The sequence below is a fragment of the Streptomyces sp. GESEQ-4 genome, assembly GCF_017948455.1.
Lineage (GTDB): Bacteria > Actinomycetota > Actinomycetes > Streptomycetales > Streptomycetaceae > Streptomyces.
Genome location: NZ_JAFFSU010000016.1, coordinates 12880 through 30248 on the forward strand (window position 1 = coordinate 12880; position 17369 = coordinate 30248).

Here is a 17369-nt window from a genome sequence, read left to right on the forward strand (position 1 = left end):
ACAGGCCGTCCGGATGCAGTTAGCGTCACGGTCCGAAACTGGAGGCGGCCGTACCCGGGGCTGCGAGGATCTCGATCAGCGCGGTGGTGGCGGGCGGGTCCGGCGGGTCGCCGTACGTGGCGGCGTAGATCCGGCGGGTGTTGCCGGTGAGCTGTGTGGTGTGGATGCCCGGCGCCCGGTGAGCCCGCAGCGCGAGTCCGTTGAGGATGGCGACACCCATCCCGGCGGCCACCAGCGCCTGGGCGACGACCGTGTCGTCGCAGGAGTAGGCGATGCGCGGGGAGAAGCCGGCGCGTTCGCATGCCGTGACCGTGGCGGCTCGGCAGCGCTCGCAGCCGCCGACCCAGGCGGAGTCACGGTGGTCTTCGAGACGCGGATGAGGCTGATCGCTGATGAGATAGAGGGGGTCGTCCAGCAGGTGGATGAGCCGGATTCCCTCCTCCTCCAGCGGAGTGTCGGCGTGCCGGAAGATCAAGGCGATGTCGACGTGCCCGGAACGCAGCATCTGCAGGCCCTCGACCGGGTGGGCGTCGACGAGGTTCAGTTCGATGCCCGGGTACGCACGGGACAGTTCGGCGGCGGCCCTCGGTACGAGCGTGCTGAGGACGGTCTGGAAACCGGCGAGCCGTACCCGTCCGGCGCGAAGACCCACGCGGGCGGCCAATTCGACCGATGCGGCGTCGACGCGACCGAGTATCTCGGTCGCCCGTTGGGCGAGGAGTTCGCCTTCGGGGGTGAGCCGGATACCGCGGCCAGCCCTTTGGATGAGCCTGGCTCCGGTGGCTGCTTCCAGCCGCCCCAGGTGGTGGCTGACCGACGGCTGGGAGTAGTGCAGTTCCTTCGCCGCCTCGGTCACCGATCCATGACGGGCGACCGCCTCCAGCACCTTGAGATGCGTCAGGCTCAGCATGGATCAATTCTATCTATGAGACCTGGGAAGAAATGACATTAGACGTCATGGCACCGGGACGGCCATCATCGCTTCATGAAGAGCTGACACAACGAAAGCTGACGCAAAGGAGCACCAGCCATGTCGCTCGCCCGTGTCCACAACTTCTCCATCTCCCTCGACGGCTTCGGTACCGGTGACGGTCTGAGCCATGACGCACCGTTCGGCCACGCCGGCGAAAGGCTGCACGAGTGGATGTTCACCACCGGGTTCTGGCACAACATGACCGGCCGGCCCGGCGGGACCCGCGGGCTCGACGACGCCTTCGCGCGGCAGTTCGAGCCCGGGGTCGGTGCCGAGATCATGGGCGCCGGCAAGTTCGGCTACCCCGGATGGCACGAGGACCCGGACTGGAAGGGGTGGTGGGGGCCCAACCCGCCGTTCCACACACCGACGTTCATCCTCACCCACCACACGCGCCCGCCGATCGAGATGGAAGGCGGCACGACCTTCCACTTCCTCGACACGTCGCCCGCCAAGGCACTGGAGACGGCCCGCGAGGCCGCGGACGGCCAGGACGTACGCATCGGCGGCGGCCCCACCGTGATCCGCGACTTCCTCGCCGCCGGCCTCATCGACCACATGCACGTCGTGGTGACCCCGATCCTCCTCGGCCGAGGCGTCCGCCTCTGGGACGGACTGGAGGCCACCGAGGAGGACTACAAGATCGAGTCCGCCTCCTCGCCCACCGGGGTCACGCACCTGACCTTCACGCGCGTGGGCCTCTGAACCACGTCGACGGCCTGCGTAGACGGATTCAGTGAGTGTGTCCGCTGGCGGCAGTCTCAGACTTCTTGACCGTCAGCGGCAGCAACTTCTTCCCCGTAGGCCCGATTTGAATGGACGTGTCCAGCTGCGGACACACCCCGCAATCGAAGCACGGCGTCCACCGGCAGTCCTCGACCTCCGTCTCGTCGAGGGAGTCCTGCCAGTCCTCCCAGAGCCAGTCCTTGTCCAGGCCCGAGTCGAGGTGGTCCCAGGGGAGGACTTCCTCGTAGGTGCGTTCGCGGGTGGTGTACCAGTCGACGTCGACGCCGAAGGGAGCCAGCGCCTTGGCGGCGGACTGCATCCAGCGGTCGTAGGAGAAGTGTTCGCGCCAGCCGTCGAAGCGGCCGCCGTCCTCGTAGACCGCGCGGATGACCGCGCCGATGCGGCGGTCGCCGCGGGACAACAAGCCCTCCACGATGCCCGGCTTGCCGTCGTGGTAGCGGAAGCCGATCGAGCGGCCGTACTTCTTGTCACCGCGGATCTTGTCGCGGAGCTTCTCGAGGCGGGCGTCCGTCTCCTCGGCGGAGAGCTGGGGGGCCCACTGGAAGGGGGTGTGGGGCTTGGGGACGAAGCCCCCGATCGAGACCGTGCAGCGGATGTCGTTCTGGCCCGAGACCTCGCGGCCCTTCTGGATCACGTTCATCGCCATGTCGGCGATCTGGAGGACGTCGTCGTCCGTCTCGGTCGGCAGGCCGCACATGAAGTACAGCTTCACCTGGCGCCAGCCGTTGCCGTACGCCGTCGCCACCGTCCGGATCAGGTCCTCTTCCGAGACCATCTTGTTGATGACCTTGCGCAGGCGTTCCGAGCCGCCCTCGGGGGCGAAGGTGAGGCCGGAGCGGCGGCCGTTGCGCGTCAGCTCGTTCGCCAGGTCGACGTTGAAGGCGTCGACACGGGTCGAGGGGAGGGACAAGCCGATCTTGTCCTCCTCGTAGCGGTCCGCGAGGCCCTTCGCGATGTCGCCGATCTCCGAGTGGTCGGCGCTCGACAACGAGAGAAGGCCCACCTCCTCGAAGCCCGTCGCCTTCAGGCCCTTGTCGACCATCTCGCCGATGCCCGTGATGGAACGCTCACGGACCGGGCGGGTGATCATGCCCGCCTGGCAGAAGCGGCAGCCGCGGGTGCAGCCGCGGAAGATCTCCACCGACATACGCTCGTGGACGGTCTCCGCGAGCGGGACGAGGGGCTGCTTGGGGTACGGCCACTCGTCCAGGTCCATCACCGTGTGCTTGGACACACGCCACGGGACACCCGACTTGTTGGGGACGACGCGGGCGATGCGGCCGTCGGGGAGGTACTCGACGTCGTAGAAGGCCGGGATGTACACACCGCCCGTCTTCGCGAGGCGGAAGAGGACCTCCTCGCGGCCGCCGGGGCGCCCCTCCGCCTTCCACTCGCGGATGATCCGCGTCATGTCGAGCACGGCCTGCTCGCCGTCGCCGATGATCGCCGCGTCGATGAAGTCGGCAATCGGCTCGGGGTTGAAGGCGGCGTGGCCGCCGGCCAGGACGATCGGGTCGTCGAGGCCGCGGTCCTTCGACTCCAGCGGGATGCCCGCCAGGTCCAGGGCCGTCAGCATGTTCGTGTAGCCGAGCTCCGTGGAGAAGGAGAGGCCGAAGACGTCGAAGGCCTTCACCGGCCGGTGGCTGTCCACCGTGAACTGCGGGACATCGTGCTCCCGCATCAGCGCCTCCAGGTCCGGCCAGACGCTGTAGGTGCGCTCGGCGAGGACGCCCTGCTGTTCGTTCAGGACCTCGTAGAGGATCATGACGCCCTGGTTGGGCAGCCCGACCTCGTACGCGTCCGGGTACATCAGGGCCCAGCGGACGTCGCACGACTCCCACGGCTTGACCGTGGAGTTGAGCTCTCCGCCGACGTACTGGATCGGCTTCTGCACATGGGGGAGCAGAGCTTCGAGCTGCGGGAACACGGACTCTGCGGCCGCAGCGACTTCGGAGGGCATCTCGCGAACCTTCGTGGGCTGGACGGTACTGACAGGGGTGACCATCCAGCCTAACGCGGCCGACGACCTCCCCCGCCCACCCAGCTGTCCGTCCGGGCCTTGATCTCGGCCCAGAGCTCGGGCAGCTCCGCCTCGTCCGCGGCGGCGCGCTGCTCCTCGCGTCCGTACAGCAGCCCGTAGGTGAAGGCGCTCTCCCCCGCGGCGTGCGCCTGCTGCGCGAGCTCCCGCAGGGCCTCCCGGGCCATCACGCTGTCCTGGTGGTCGCCGAGCAGGTTCTGCAGGGACTTCATCGAGTTCAGCAGGGCGGTGGCCGGATCGCCGAGTGCCGGGACCGCGGACTCGGCCGAGTAGCGGGTCCGCTTCGCCTCCTTCCGCGCCTCGTGCAGCGGGACGTCGCGGTCATGGCCCGACGGCAGACGGAGGCCTTCCTCGACCAGCGCGGACACCCTCGAGAAGTCCTTGCGTACGGCCTTCCCGATCACCTTCTCCGGGCTGCCGGCCGCCGCTGCCAGCAGGGGCGGGTCGGCGATCAGCGCGTCGAGGGTCTCCAGCAGCGCGAGGTAGCGCTTCCCGTCCAGTACGGCGATCAGCCGCCGCCGGGAGCCGCCGCGCCGGGCGTGGGACCAGGTGCGCAGCCGGGTGCGGACGGGGCCGGACGCCAGGGTCCTGGGCAGTTCGTCCAGCGCGGCGGTGAGGCGCTCGGTCAGCACCTCCTGGTCGCGGTCGACGCCCAGCTCGCCGGCGAGCCATTTCAGCTCGTCGCCGATCGGGTCGGTGACGGTGCGGTCGAGGACTTTGCCGTACGACCTGAAGGCGCTGCGCATCCGGCGGGTGGCGACGCGCAGGCGGTGCACGGAGTCGTACACGTCCCGCCGGACGGCCGGGTCGAGCTCGACGATCGCGTCCCGCTGGGCCCGCAGATAGGCCAGCACATGGTCCCCGGCGGTCCGGGGCGCGGCGGTCGCGGGGGCCTGCTTCTCCTTGCGCCGCTTCTTCTTGGGGGCCGTGTCGGCCATGGCGCGCGCCAGTTTGGAGGGCGATGCGGACGGTCGTACGCCCGCTTTGCGGAGTCGTTTCTCCACCTTGTCGAGGAAGGCCGGGTCGCCGCCGTCGGCGAGTTCCACCTCGATCTCGGTCCACTGGGCGGTGCCGCCGCCCTCGGTGAGCCGCTCGGCGCGTACGGCGTCGACGCTGACCTCGGCGAGCAGGCGGCCGTCGGCGTCCAGGAGGTCGCGCACGTCGCGGGCGGAGCGGAGGCGGACGACGGGGACCAGGTCGGAGTCCCGGACGCGGGAGCGGACGAGCCCGGCGAGGTTGCGCGGCAGGGTGTCGGAGAGGGGGGCCTGGATCTCGTCACGGACCCCGGGGCCGACCGGGAACTTCAGATGCCAGCCGGCGTCCGAGCCGCCGGTCCTGCGGCGCAGGGTGATCGAGGCCGCCGCGAGGCGGGTGTCGACCGTGTCGTAGTAGGTGGCGTCGAGTTCGGCGACACCTTTGTCCATGACGGCCGCGACTCCGGCGACGCCGGTGAGGTCGGGCAGACCACTCTCGTCGGATTCGTACTTGCGCTCGATTTCGCGCTTCGTGTCCGCCATGGACCGAATCTAGTGGCAGTCGGAATCAGATGACAGTGCCTACAGGAGGTGAATCGTGAATGAACGTCAGGGTTCCGGAAGGTTGAATGACTTACGCCGACATGGGCCGTTGCACCCGAATCGACTGCAGCAGTCCCACGGCCACCCACACCGCGAACATGGACGAACCGCCGTACGACACAAAGGGCAGCGGCAGCCCCGCCACCGGCATGATCCCGAGCGTCATCCCGATGTTCTCGAAGGACTGGAAGGCGAACCAGGCGATGATCCCGGCGGCGACGATCGTGCCGTACAGCTCGGTCGTCTCACGGGCGATCCGGCACGCGCGCCACAGCACCACGCCCAGCAGCGCGATGATCAGGACACCGCCGACGAAGCCCAGCTCCTCCCCCGCGACCGTGAACACGAAGTCGGTCTGCTGCTCCGGCACGAACTGGCCGGTGGTCTGCGAGCCGTTGAACAGGCCCGAGCCCGTCAGTCCGCCCGAACCGATCGCGATCCGGGCCTGGTTGGTGTTGTAGCCGACGCCCGCCGGGTCCAGCTCCGGGTTGGCGAAGGCGGCGAAGCGGTTGATCTGGTACTCGTCCAGCACGCCCAGCTGCCAGACCGCGATCGCGCCCGCGACGCCGACGCCGAGCAGCCCGAAGACCCAGCGGTTGGAGGCGCCGGAGGCCAGCAGCACGCCCAGCACGATGATGACCATGACCATGACCGAGCCGAGGTCGGGCATGAGCAGCACGATCAGTATCGGCACGGTGGCCAGGCCGAGGGCCTGCAGGACCGTGCGATGGTCCGGGTACTGCTTGTCGCCCGCGTCCACCCGCGCCGCCAGCAGCATCGCCATGCCGAGGATGATCGTGACCTTCACGAACTCCGAGGGCTGGAGCGAGAATCCGGCGCCGAGGACGAGCCAGGCGTGGGCGCCGTTGATGGTCGCGCCGAGCGGGGTGAGCACCAGCAGCACCAGGAACACCGAGAGGCCGTACAGGATCGGCACGGCCCCGCGCAGGGTGCGGTGGCCGAGCCAGACCGTGCCGATCATCAGGGCGAAGCCGATGCCGGTGTTGAGCAGATGCCGGACCAGGAAGTAGTACGGGTCGCCCTCGTTGATCTCGGTGCGGTTGCGGGTCGCCGAGTAGACGAGGGCCGCGCCGATCAGCGACAGCGCGACGGCCGACAGCAGTATCGGCCAGTCGAGCCGGCGGGCGAGGGAGTCACGGGCGAACAGCCGGGTCCAGCCCGCGCGCTTGGGACCGTACCCGGAGACGGAGAAGCTGTTGCCGGTCATGTGCGCCTCCTGAGACGCCGCTGCCGTCTGCGGGTGTCACGGTTGCCCGTCGCCGGCGTCTGTACGGTCGCCGCCTGCTGGGCCCCGTCCGGCTCGGCCGCCCCCTTCTGGCTGGCCTGCTGCTCCTTCGCCGGGTCCCCCTTGACCTTGGGCGCGGTGATCGAACCGTCCGTCTTGATCTTCGGCAGGCTCTTCTGCGGGGTGGGCAGCAGCGCGTTCTTCGGGTTGATCTGACCGTCGTCGGAGACGCCGTACAGCGCGTCGTAGATGTTGCGGACGGCCGGACCCGAGGCGCCGGAACCCGTACCACCCTGGGAGATCGTCATGACGACCGAGTAATCCTTGGTGTACGTCGCGAACCACGACGTCGTCTGCTTGCCGTAGACCTCGGCGGTACCGGTCTTGGCGTGCATCGGGATCTTGTCCTGCGGCCAGCCGCCGAACCGCCAGGCGGCGGTACCGCGGGTGGCGACGCCGGCCAGGGCATCGTTCATCTCGGCGAGGGTCTTCCCGCTGACGGGCAGCTTGCCGTGCGCGCTGGGCTTGATCGGCGAGACGGTCTTGCCGTCGGCGCTGATGATCGCCTTGCCGACGGTCGGGTCGTACAGGGTGCCGCCGTTGGCGATGGCCCCGTAGACGGTGGCCATCTGGATCGGGGTCACGAGGGTGTCGCCCTGGCCGATGGAGTAGTTGATCTCGTCACCGGCGCGCATCTTGTTGCCCTCGAGGCAGTTCTCGTACGAGATCTTCTCGACGTAACTGCCGTTCTTCTTCCCCGTCTTGCACCAGGCGTCCTTGTTGGCCTCCCAGTACGACTGCTTCCACTGGCGGTCGGGGACGCGGCCGGTGACCTCGTTGGGCAGGTCGATGCCGGTCTCCTTGCCGAGGCCGAACTGGTGGGCGGCCTTGTAGAAGTGGTCCTTGGGCTCACCCTTCTTGGGGTTGATGCCGCCGTCCTTCTGCCACTCGCTGTGCGCGAGCCGGTAGAAGACGGTGTCGCAGGAGACCTCCAGGGCACGGCCCAGATCGATCGGGCCGTAGCTCTGCGACTCGAAGTTCTTGAAGACCTGGCCGCCGACGGAGTAGGAGCTGGAGCATTCGTAGTTGCCGTCGAACGGGTAGCCGGCCTCGACCGCGGCGGCCGTGGAGACCACCTTGAAGATCGAGCCGGGCGCGGCCTGACCCTGTATGGCCCGGTTCAGCAGCGGGTAGTTGGAGGACTTGCCGGTGAGCCGCGTGTAGTCCTTGGCGGAGATACCGCCGACCCAGGCGTTCGGGTCGTACGTCGGGTTGGACGCCATGGCGACGAGGCGGCCGGTCTTGGCCTCCATCACGATGACGGCACCGGAGTCCGCCTTGTAGTTCTCGCCGGTGTTGTCGTCGAACACGTCGCGGGCCTTCTTCATCGCCTCGTTCAGCTCGTACTCGGCGACCCGCTGGACCCGGGCGTCGATGCTGGTGACGAGGTTGTCGCCGGGCTGGGCCTCGTCGGCCTCGGCCTGGCCGATGACACGGCCGAGGTTGTCGACCTCGTAGCGGGTGACGCCGGCCTTGCCGCGCAGCTCCTTGTCGTACGCCCGCTCCAGGCCCGAGCGGCCGACCTGGTCGGAGCGCAGATAGGGCGAGTCGGTGTCCTGTGCCTTGGTGATCTCCTCGTCGGTGACCGGGGAGAGGTAGCCGAGCACCTGCGCGGCGTTGGCCGCGCCGGGGCTGGTGTACCGGCGTACGGCCTGCGGCTCGGCGGTGATGCCGGGGAAGTCCTCGGTGCGCTCACGGATCTGCAGGGCCTGGCGGGGCGTGGCCTCGTCGGTGACGGGAATCGGCTGGTACGGCGAGCCGTTCCAGCAGGGCTGCGGCGTCTTCGCGTCGCACAGCCGGACCTTGTCCATGACCTCCTTGGGCTTCATGCCCAGGACGCCCGCGAGCTTGGTGAGGACGGCCTTGCCGTCGTCCTTCATCTTCAGCAGCTCGGTGCGCGAGGCGGACACCACGAGCCGTGTCTCGTTGTCCGCGAGGGCGACTCCGCGCGCGTCCAGGATCGAGCCGCGTACGGCGGGCTGGACGACCTGCTGGACGTGGTTGCCGGACGCCTCCTTGGCGTACTCGTCGCCCTCGCGGATCTGCAGGTACCACAGGCGTCCGCCGAGGGTGCCGAGCAGGGAGAGGACGAGGATCTGGATGACGACGAGCCGGATCTGCACGCGTGGCGTCCGGCCGGTCTCCGGGATGTTGGTCACTGCAGCCTCCCCGCTCCGCGATGGACTGTTGATCGGCTGCGGCGCCGTCGTGGCTTGTCGCGCCCACGCGGCGGAGCCGCATATGTCACAGCCCCGCGCCCCTTCGGGGCGCTCAAGTCCCCTTGGATCACAGTCGCTTGACCCCCTTGATGCGTCCGGCGCGGGCCACCCGTGCGCGGGCCGCCTTCACCTTGAGGCCGCCTCGCTGGCCGCCGATGCGCAGACCGGTGCCGGAGGAGAGCCAGCCGGTGGAGATGTCGGACTTGGCGGCCGAGGTGGTGTCGGCGAGCGGATCGTTCTCCGCGCGTCGGGCCAGCGCCATGATCCCGGGGACGACGAAGGGGGCGAGCAGCAGGTCGTACAGCGCGGCCGTGAACAGCAGGCTGCCGAGGCCGACATGGCGGGCGGCGGTGTCGCCGACGAGGGCGCCGACTCCGGCGTACAGCAGGGTGGAGCCGATGGCGGCCGCGGCGACCACGACCATGGGGCCGGTGGCCGACTTCAGCCGGCCGTTCTCCGGTCTGACGAGCCCGGCGAGATAGCCGATGACGCACAGCACCATGGCGTAGCGGCCGGCGGCGTGGTCGGCGGGCGGGGCGAGGTCGGCGAGGAGACCGGCGCCGAAGCCGACGAGAGCGCCGCCGACATGGCCGTACACCAGGGCCAGGCCCAGGACGGTGAGCAGCAGCAGGTCGGGGACGGCGCCCGGGAGGTGGAGGCGGGCGAGGACGCTCACCTGGAGCACCAGGGCGACGACGACGAGCGAGGAGGAGAGCAGGATCCGGTTGACACGCATGACTCAGCTCCTACTGCTCTTGCTCGTACTGGCCGCCGAGGGGCGCTTCGGCGGACGGCGTGACCGTCACCGTCACGGTAGGCGTGGGTTTGGGCTGCGGCTTGTCCGGCAGCACCGTGTCGCGCGGATCCTGCTTCGGGGTCTCGACGACCACGCCGACGACGTCGAGCTTGGTGAAGCTGACATACGGCGTGACGTACAGCGTGCGGGTCAGGTCGCCGCCGGAGGGGTCGACGCGGGAGACCACGCCGACCGGGACGCCGGGCACGAACGGCTTGTCGGCCTGCGAGCCGAAGGTGACCAGCCGGTCGCCCTTCTTCACCTCGGCCTTGCCGTTGAGGAGTTCGACGCGCAGCGGACGGTCACCCTGTCCGGAGGCGAAGCCGAGCTCGTCGCTGGCTTCCATCCGGGTGCCGACGGTGAAGTCGGGGTCGCTGGCGAGCAGCACGGTGGCGGTGTTGGGGCCGAGGGTCGTCACCCGCCCGACCAGGCCGTCGCCGTTGAGGACGGTCATGTCGCGCTTGATGCCGTCGTTGGCGCCCGCGTTGATGGTGATGGTCCAGGAGAAGCCCTGGGCCGCCCCTATGGCGATGACCTCGGCGCCCTTGATGCCGTACTGGCCCTTGCCCGCGATCTTCAGCATCTTGTCGAGCTGGGCCAGCCGGCTGCGGTTGCGGTCGTCGCTGCCGAGCTTCGCCTTGAGGGCCGCGTTCTCCTGCTCCAGTGCGGCGAGCCGGTCGTGCCGCTCGCCGGAGTCACGGATCGCGGAGACGGCGTTGCCGACCGGATCGACCGCACTCGACACGCCGTCCTCGATCGGGCCGAACACGGCCGCCGCTCCCTGGCGCGCACCGTCGACCGGTGAGTCCTCCCCGCCGCGGATGTCCACCGTGATCAGTGCGAACGCGATGGCGATCAGCAGCACCAGAAGCAGCCGGCTCTCTTTCGTGTCCCTCACGTGCGGCGGCCGTGCCTTCCCTCTAGGAATGTGCAGGTGTTGAAGAGCAGCGTTTATGAGTGAGCTTATGTCTCTATATCAACGATCCGCCGTACAAGAAGAGATCGTCTCGTACGGCGGAATCGAAGAGTTACGTCATCTGCGGGGCTGGGCGTCGAGCACCTGCTGCAACGCCTCGAACTCCTCGACACACTTACCGGAACCGAGCGCCACGCTGTCCAGCGGATCCTCGGCGATATGGATCGGCATCCCGGTCTCCCGGCGCAGCCGCTCGTCGAGGCCGCGTAGCAGAGCGCCGCCGCCGGTGAGCACGATTCCGCGGTCCATGATGTCGCCGGACAGCTCGGGCGGGCATTTGTCGAGGGTCGTCTTCACGGCGTCGACGATGGCGTTGACCGGCTCCTCGATCGCCTTGCGCACCTCGCCGGCCGAGATGACGACGGTCTTGGGCAGCCCGGAGACCAGGTCCCGGCCGCGGATTTCGGTGTGTTCGTCGGCGTCGAGTTCGTACGCGGAACCGATCGTGATCTTGATCTGTTCGGCCGTCCGCTCACCCAGCAGGAGCGAGTACTCCTTCTTGATGTGCTGGATGATCGCGTTGTCCAGCTCGTCGCCGGCCACGCGGATGGACTGGGCGGTGACGATGCCGCCGAGGGAGATGACCGCGACCTCCGTGGTGCCGCCGCCGATGTCCACCACCATGTTGCCCGTGGCCTCGTGGACCGGCAGCCCGGAGCCGATGGCCGCCGCCATGGGCTCCTCGATGATGTGCACCTGGCGGGCGCCGGCCTGGGACGACGCCTCGATGACGGCACGGCGCTCGACGCCCGTGATGCCGGAGGGCACACAGACGACGACCCGCGGACGAGCCAGATAACGCCGCTTGTGGATCTTCAGAATGAAGTAGCGGAGCATCCGCTCGGTGATCTCGAAGTCGGCGATCACGCCGTCCTTCAGCGGACGTACGGCAACGATGTTGCCGGGCGTGCGCCCGATCATCTTCTTCGCTTCGGCGCCGACCGCGAGAATGCCACCGGTATTGGTGTTGATCGCGACCACGGACGGCTCGTTGAGTACGATCCCGCGACCCCTGACGTACACCAGCGTGTTGGCGGTCCCGAGGTCGACAGCCATGTCACGGCCGATGAACGACATTGAGTTCCCCATCAGGATTCGTCTGGCCTTCCCACAGAGCTTTTGAGGGCTTTTCAGGACGGCGAAGTGGGTGCTGTGACGTGAAGGCTTCCATCGTAGACGCGCCTTCCCGAACACTGCGCGAGGGTCTTCGCCATTGTCAGCAGATGATGAGCCGCCTCGCTGCCTCAGACGGTCCATCGGGGGCTCTCGTTCCCCCGATCGGCACGCATATGCCGGGGGACGACGGGAAATAGCCAGCCGTCCCAGGTCAAGCAGGGTGACATGGCGGAACTGACGGGCCCTCAGGTGACGGCTCGGTGACGCACGGGCCTACGGTCAGGAGCGGCCCGGGAAGAAGATCTTCACCTCGCGCTCGGCGGACTCCTCGGAGTCGGAGGCGTGGATCAGGTTCTCCCGGACGATCACGCCGTAGTCACCTCGGATGGAGCCGGGAGCGGCGGCGATCGGGTCGGTCGGGCCGGCCAGGGCACGCAGTCCCTCGATGACCCGCTCACCCTCGACGATCATGGCCACCACCGGGCCCGAGGCCATGAACTCCACCAGCGGCTCGTAGAACGGCTTGCCCTTGTGCTCGCCGTAGTGCTGCTCCAGAGTCTCCTGGTCCAGCGTGCGCAGCTCCAGCGCGGTGATCCGCCAGCCCGCCTTGCGCTCGATACGGCCGATGATCTCGCCGGTCAAGCCACGACGTACGGCGTCAGGCTTGAGGAGGACGAGGGTGCGCTGGGTCACGAGCGAGCTCCTTTGAATCAAAGGTTGTGCGGGGTGGTGTTGGAGCCTGGGTCCCATCTCCGGCCGGATCAGCGCGCGGCGTCTGGTGCGTGCGATCGCAAGGCGCCGGATCGCCCTCGTGGCGGAGCCACGTGGGCGGTTCGGCAACGCGGCGAGCGTGCGTGCCAGGCGTCGCGCGCCCGGCCGGGGGTGGGACCCAGGCTCTGAGCATACGGGGCGCAACCTGGTGCTTGTTACGCAGCGTCAGGCTGATCCGCCTGGGCTGCCGCGAATCTGGCCTTCGCCTCGTCGATCTTCCGGCCGTAGTGCACCGAGGCCCACCACAGCGCCGCGAAGACCGCCCCCAGGAAGAACATGCTCGGCACGATGAAGCCGGAGGCGATGAGGGCGATCTGGAGGGCCCAGCCGAGGGCGACGCCGCCGGGGCGGGTCACCAGGCCGCACAGCACCAGGCACAGGAACATCGCGATACCGCTGACCGTCCACACCGTGGTCATGGACAGATCGTCGTCCTTCATCGCGACCAGACCGGCGAAGCCGATGACGAACAGCTCGGCGATCAGGGTCGAGGAACAGAGCGTACGCATGCGTGGATTCAGCCCTTCCCCAGCAGCAGCCGGGCCTCGCCGACAGTGATGACGGAACCGGTGACGAGCACACCGCCACCGGCGAACTCGCCCTCCTCCTCGGCCAGCGTGATCGCGGCCTCCAGGGCGTCCGGCAGCCGCGGCTCGACCTGCACCCGGTCGTCCCCGAACACCTCGACGGCGATCGCGGCCAGCTCGTCGGCGTCCATCGCGCGATGGCTGGAGTTCCGCGTCACGACGACCTCCGCGAAGATCGGCTCGAAGGCCTCCAGCAGCCCCCGCACGTTCTTGTCCTCGCTCGCCCCGACCACCCCGATCAGCCGGCTGAAGTCGAAAGCCTCCCCGACCGCCTCGGCGGTGGCGCGGGCGCCCGCAGGATTGTGGGCCGCGTCCAGGACGACGGTCGGGGAACGGCGTACGACCTCCATCCGCCCCGGCGCGGCGACGGAGGCGAACGCCTTGCGGACGTGGTCGATGTCGAGCGGGTCGGAACGCTGCGCGCCGACACCGAAGAACGCCTCTACCGCGGCGAGCGCCACGGCCGCGTTGTGCGCCTGGTAGGGGCCGTGCAGCGGCAGATACACCTCGGGGTACTCACCGCCGAGCCCGCGCAGGGTGACCAGCTGCCCGCCGACGGCGACCTGCCGCGCGACCACCCCGAACTCCAGCCCTTCGCGGGCCACCGTGGCGTCGACCTCGACCGCCTTCTTCAGCATCACCTGCGCCGCCTCGACGGGCTGCTGCGCCAGGATCACCGTCGCGTCCTGCTTGACGATCCCGGACTTCTCCCCTGCGATCGCGGCGGCCGTCTCGCCGAGCCGGTCGGTGTGATCGAGATCGATGGGGGTGACGACGGCGACGTCACCGTCGATCACATTTGTGGCGTCCCAGGAGCCGCCCATGCCGACCTCGACGACCGCCACATCGACGGGCGCGTCCGCGAAGGCGGAGTACGCCATGCCCGTCAGCACCTCGAAGAACGACAGCCGGAACTCCTGCTGGCCGTCCACCATCTCGATGTACGGCTTGATGTCCTGGTACGTCTCGATGAACCGCTCGGCGGAGATCGGCGCACCGTCCAGGCTGATCCGCTCGGTGATCGACTGCACATGCGGGCTCGTGTACCTGCCGGTGCGCAGCTCGAAGGCGCCGAGCAGGGCCTCGATCATGCGGGCGGTGGAGGTCTTGCCGTTGGTGCCGGTGATGTGGATCGAGGGGTACGCGCGCTGCGGCTCGCCCAGGACGTCCATGAGTGCGGAGATCCTGGCGACCGACGGCTCCAGCTTGGTCTCGCCCCAACGCGTCGCCAGCTCCCCCTCGACCTCACGAAGGGCCTTGTCGACCTCGGGGTCCTCGGGGCGCACGGGCACGGCTGCCTCCGGCGGGCCGCCCTGGGTACGCAGGGTGCGGCTGCCGGCCTCGATGACCGCGAGGTCGGGGTCGCGGTCGGTTTCGGCGGCGACGATCTCGTCGAACGGGTCGCTTTCACTCACGGGGTCAGTCTACGTACCCAGCCTGCGGGCAGTCGTGCCGCTGGGGCGGCACGGGTGGGCGCTGGGGGTCCCCCCGCTCGAGCGAAGCCGAGAGTGGGGGAGGCACCCTGCAGCGCTGGGGAGCGACTCGCCCCTACGGCAACCAAAAGCCCCCGGTGCTCAACAGCTCCGGGGGCCTTCAGCAACGTACAAACCCTTACGCGGCCGGCAGACGATCCAGCTGCGCCTTGATCCGCGCGATGTCCTCGTCCGCCTTGACGAGCCGCGCCCGGATCTTCTCGACGACATGATCCGGCGCCTTCGCGAGGAACCCCTCGTTGCCGAGCTTGGCGCTGGACTGGGCCTTGTCCTTCTCCGCGGCGGCCAGGTCCTTGGCAAGACGCTTGCGCTCCGCGGCCACGTCGATCGCGCCCGAGAGGTCCAGTGCGACCGTCGCCCCGGCGACCGGCAGCGTCGCCGTCGCCGAGAAGCCCTCGCCCTCCGGCTGCAGGCGCCCCAGCTGGCGGATGGCCGGCTCGTGCGGGGCGAGCCCCGTGCCGTCCAGGGTCAGGCGGGCCGGGACGCGCTGGCCCGGCTGGAGGCCCTGGTCGTTGCGGAAGCGGCGGACCTCCGTGACGAGCTGCTGCAGCGCCCCGATCTCCCGCTCCGCGGCCGCGTCACGGAAGCCGCTGTCCTTCGGCCAGTCGGCGATCACGAGGGACTCGCCGCCCGTCAGCGTCGTCCACAGCGTCTCCGTGACGAAGGGAACGACCGGGTGCAGCAACTTCAAGGTGACGTCCAGGACTTCGCCCAGGACGCGCTTGCTGACCTCCGCCGGCTCGCCGCCCGTGTTGAACGTGGTCTTGGACAGCTCGACGTACCAGTCGAAGACCTCGTCCCACGCGAAGTGGAACAGCGCGTCGGAGAGCTTCGCGAACTGGAAGTCCTCGTACAGCGCGTCGACTTCGGCGACGACGGAGTTGAGGCGGGACAGAATCCAGCGGTCCGACGCCGACATCCGCTCCGGCGAAGGCAGCGGGCCTTCCACCGTCGCGCCGTTCATCAGCGCGAAGCGCGTCGCGTTCCAGATCTTGTTGGCGAAGTTGCGGGAGCCCTGGACCCAGTCCTCGCCGATCGGGACGTCGGTCCCGGGGTTGGCGCCGCGCGCGAGCGTGAACCGGAGCGCGTCGGAGCCGTACTTGTCCATCCAGTCCAGCGGGTTGACCGCGTTGCCGAAGGACTTCGACATCTTCTTGCCGAACTGGTCGCGGACCATGCCGTGCAGGGCGATGGTGTGGAACGGCGGGGTGCCGTCCATCGCGTACAGGCCGAACATCATCATCCGGGCGACCCAGAAGAAGAGGATGTCGTAGCCGGTGACCAGGACGGAGTTCGGGTAGAACTTCGCGAGCGACTCGGTCTGTTCGGGCCAGCCGAGGGTCGAGAAGGGCCACAGGCCGGAGGAGAACCAGGTGTCGAGGACGTCGGTGTCCTGGTGCCAGCCCTCGCCGGTGGGCGTCTCGTCGTCCGGCCCGACGCAGACGACTTCACCATCGGGCCCGTACCAGACGGGAATCCGGTGACCCCACCACAACTGCCGCGAGATACACCAGTCGTGGAGGTTGTCGACCCAGTCGAAGTACCGCTTCTCCATCTCCTGCGGATGGATCTTGACGCGGCCGTCGCGGACCGCGTCGCCGGCGGCCTTGGCGAGCGGGCCGACCTTGACCCACCACTGCATGGACAGGCGCGGCTCGATGGTGGTCTTGCAGCGCGAGCAGTGGCCGACGGAGTGGACGTACGGCCGCTTCTCGGCGACGATGCGGCCCTCGGCGCGCAGCGCGGCGACGATCGCGGAGCGGGCCTCCAGGCGGTCTTGCCCCTGGAAAGGGCCGTGAGCGGTGATGACCGCGCGCTCGTCCATGATCGTGATGGCGGGCAGGTCGTGCCGCTGGCCGATCTCGAAGTCGTTCGGGTCGTGGGCCGGGGTGACCTTGACGGCGCCCGTGCCGAACTCGGGGTCGACGTGCTCGTCGGCGACGACCGGGATGGAACGGTCGGTCAGCGGCAGCTTGATGAGCTTGCCGACCAGGTGCCTGTACCGCTCGTCCTCGGGGTGAACGGCGACGGCCGTGTCACCGAGCATGGTCTCGGCACGGGTGGTGGCGACGACGATCGTGTCGTCCCCGTCCCCGTACTTCATGGAGACCAACTCACCGTCGTCGTCCTGGTATTCGACCTCGATGTCGGAGATGGCGGTCAGACACCGGGGGCACCAGTTGATGATGCGCTCGGCGCGGTAGATCAGCTCGTCGTCGTAGAGCCGCTTGAAGATGGTCTGAACGGCCTGGGACAGGCCCTCGTCCATCGTGAAGCGCTCACGCGACCAGGCGACACCGTCACCGAGCCGCCGCATCTGTCCGGAGATCTGCCCGCCGGACTCGCCCTTCCACTGCCAGACCCGCTCGACGAAGGCCTCACGGCCCAGGTCGTGCCGGGACTTGCCCTCCTTGCCCAGCTCGCGCTCGACGACGTTCTGCGTCGCGATGCCCGCGTGGTCCATGCCGGGCTGCCACAGGGTCTCGTACCCCTGCATGCGCTTACGACGGGTCAGCGCGTCGATGAGGGTGTGCTCGAAGGCGTGCCCGAGGTGGAGCGAGCCGGTGACGTTGGGCGGCGGGATGACGATGGTGTACGGAGGCTTGTCGCTCTTCTCGTCCGCCTCGAAGTAACCCCGTTCTACCCAGCGCTCGTACAGCGGCCCCTCCACATCGGCCGGCGCGTACTGGGTCGGCAGTTCGGTGTCGGGCGCTGGTGGCTGCTGCTGAGCGTTCTCGGTCACCCGCTCAGTTTAGAGGTGTCGCGGGCG

13 protein-coding genes are annotated in these 17369 nt (G+C 68.9%); 1 reads left to right on the top strand and 12 read right to left on the bottom strand.

Annotated features, from left to right (window positions below):
* Positions 1 to 25: 25 nt before the first annotated feature.
* On the bottom strand, positions 26 to 910 hold the full coding sequence (locus tag KCH48_RS27460; protein ID WP_210577572.1) for a LysR family transcriptional regulator: 885 nt from the start codon (positions 908 to 910) through the stop codon (positions 26 to 28).
* 120 nt (positions 911 to 1030) lie between these two features.
* Here KCH48_RS27460 and KCH48_RS27465 point away from each other — a divergent pair, with 120 nt between their 5' ends.
* Positions 1031 to 1678 carry a dihydrofolate reductase family protein gene (locus KCH48_RS27465; protein ID WP_210577573.1) on the top strand — a complete coding sequence of 216 codons (648 nt, stop codon included), beginning with the start codon at positions 1031 to 1033 and terminating at the stop codon, positions 1676 to 1678.
* Positions 1679 to 1706: 28 nt separating this feature from the next.
* On the opposite strand, the gene KCH48_RS27470 is transcribed toward KCH48_RS27465, so the two are convergent.
* The 11 genes from KCH48_RS27470 to KCH48_RS27520 form a co-directional block, all read right to left on the bottom strand.
* Positions 1707 to 3680: a TIGR03960 family B12-binding radical SAM protein gene (locus tag KCH48_RS27470; protein WP_210577574.1), complete on the bottom strand. Its 1974-nt coding sequence runs from the start codon at positions 3678 to 3680 to the stop codon at positions 1707 to 1709.
* Positions 3681 to 3730: 50 nt separating this feature from the next.
* Positions 3731 to 5275 carry a CYTH and CHAD domain-containing protein gene (locus KCH48_RS27475; RefSeq protein ID WP_210577575.1) on the bottom strand — a complete coding sequence of 515 codons (1545 nt, stop codon included), beginning with the start codon at positions 5273 to 5275 and terminating at the stop codon, positions 3731 to 3733.
* A 91-nt stretch (positions 5276 to 5366) separates the two neighbouring features.
* The gene (gene rodA / locus KCH48_RS27480; protein ID WP_210577576.1) at positions 5367 to 6563 is read right to left on the bottom strand and encodes a rod shape-determining protein RodA; all 1197 of its coding nucleotides are present in this window, start codon (positions 6561 to 6563) and stop codon (positions 5367 to 5369) included.
* The gene (gene mrdA / locus KCH48_RS27485; RefSeq protein WP_210577577.1) at positions 6560 to 8800 is read right to left on the bottom strand and encodes a penicillin-binding protein 2; all 2241 of its coding nucleotides are present in this window, start codon (positions 8798 to 8800) and stop codon (positions 6560 to 6562) included. Before mrdA ends, rodA begins: the two co-directional genes overlap by 4 nt.
* 127 nt (positions 8801 to 8927) lie before the next feature.
* Positions 8928 to 9596 (bottom strand): rod shape-determining protein MreD, encoded by a 669-nt coding sequence (mreD, locus tag KCH48_RS27490; protein ID WP_210577578.1) that lies wholly within the window; start codon positions 9594 to 9596, stop codon positions 8928 to 8930.
* 10 nt (positions 9597 to 9606) lie between these two features.
* A complete protein-coding gene (gene mreC, locus KCH48_RS27495; RefSeq protein WP_210577579.1) occupies positions 9607 to 10554 on the bottom strand; it encodes a rod shape-determining protein MreC in 948 nt (315 codons plus the stop codon).
* Between the two features lie 135 nt (positions 10555 to 10689).
* On the bottom strand, positions 10690 to 11709 hold the full coding sequence (locus KCH48_RS27500) for a rod shape-determining protein (RefSeq protein ID WP_210577580.1): 1020 nt from the start codon (positions 11707 to 11709) through the stop codon (positions 10690 to 10692).
* A gap of 318 nt (positions 11710 to 12027) precedes the next feature.
* Positions 12028 to 12441, bottom strand: coding sequence for a nucleoside-diphosphate kinase (ndk, locus tag KCH48_RS27505; protein WP_210577581.1), 414 nt, complete (start codon positions 12439 to 12441; stop codon positions 12028 to 12030).
* A 233-nt stretch (positions 12442 to 12674) separates the two neighbouring features.
* The gene (locus KCH48_RS27510) at positions 12675 to 13028 is read right to left on the bottom strand and encodes a DUF4233 domain-containing protein (RefSeq protein WP_210577582.1); all 354 of its coding nucleotides are present in this window, start codon (positions 13026 to 13028) and stop codon (positions 12675 to 12677) included.
* A gap of 8 nt (positions 13029 to 13036) precedes the next feature.
* Positions 13037 to 14521 (bottom strand): folylpolyglutamate synthase/dihydrofolate synthase family protein, encoded by a 1485-nt coding sequence (locus KCH48_RS27515; protein WP_210577583.1) that lies wholly within the window; start codon positions 14519 to 14521, stop codon positions 13037 to 13039.
* 196 nt (positions 14522 to 14717) lie between these two features.
* On the bottom strand, positions 14718 to 17342 hold the full coding sequence (locus KCH48_RS27520) for a valine--tRNA ligase (RefSeq protein ID WP_210577584.1): 2625 nt from the start codon (positions 17340 to 17342) through the stop codon (positions 14718 to 14720).
* Positions 17343 to 17369: the final 27 nt, after the last annotated feature.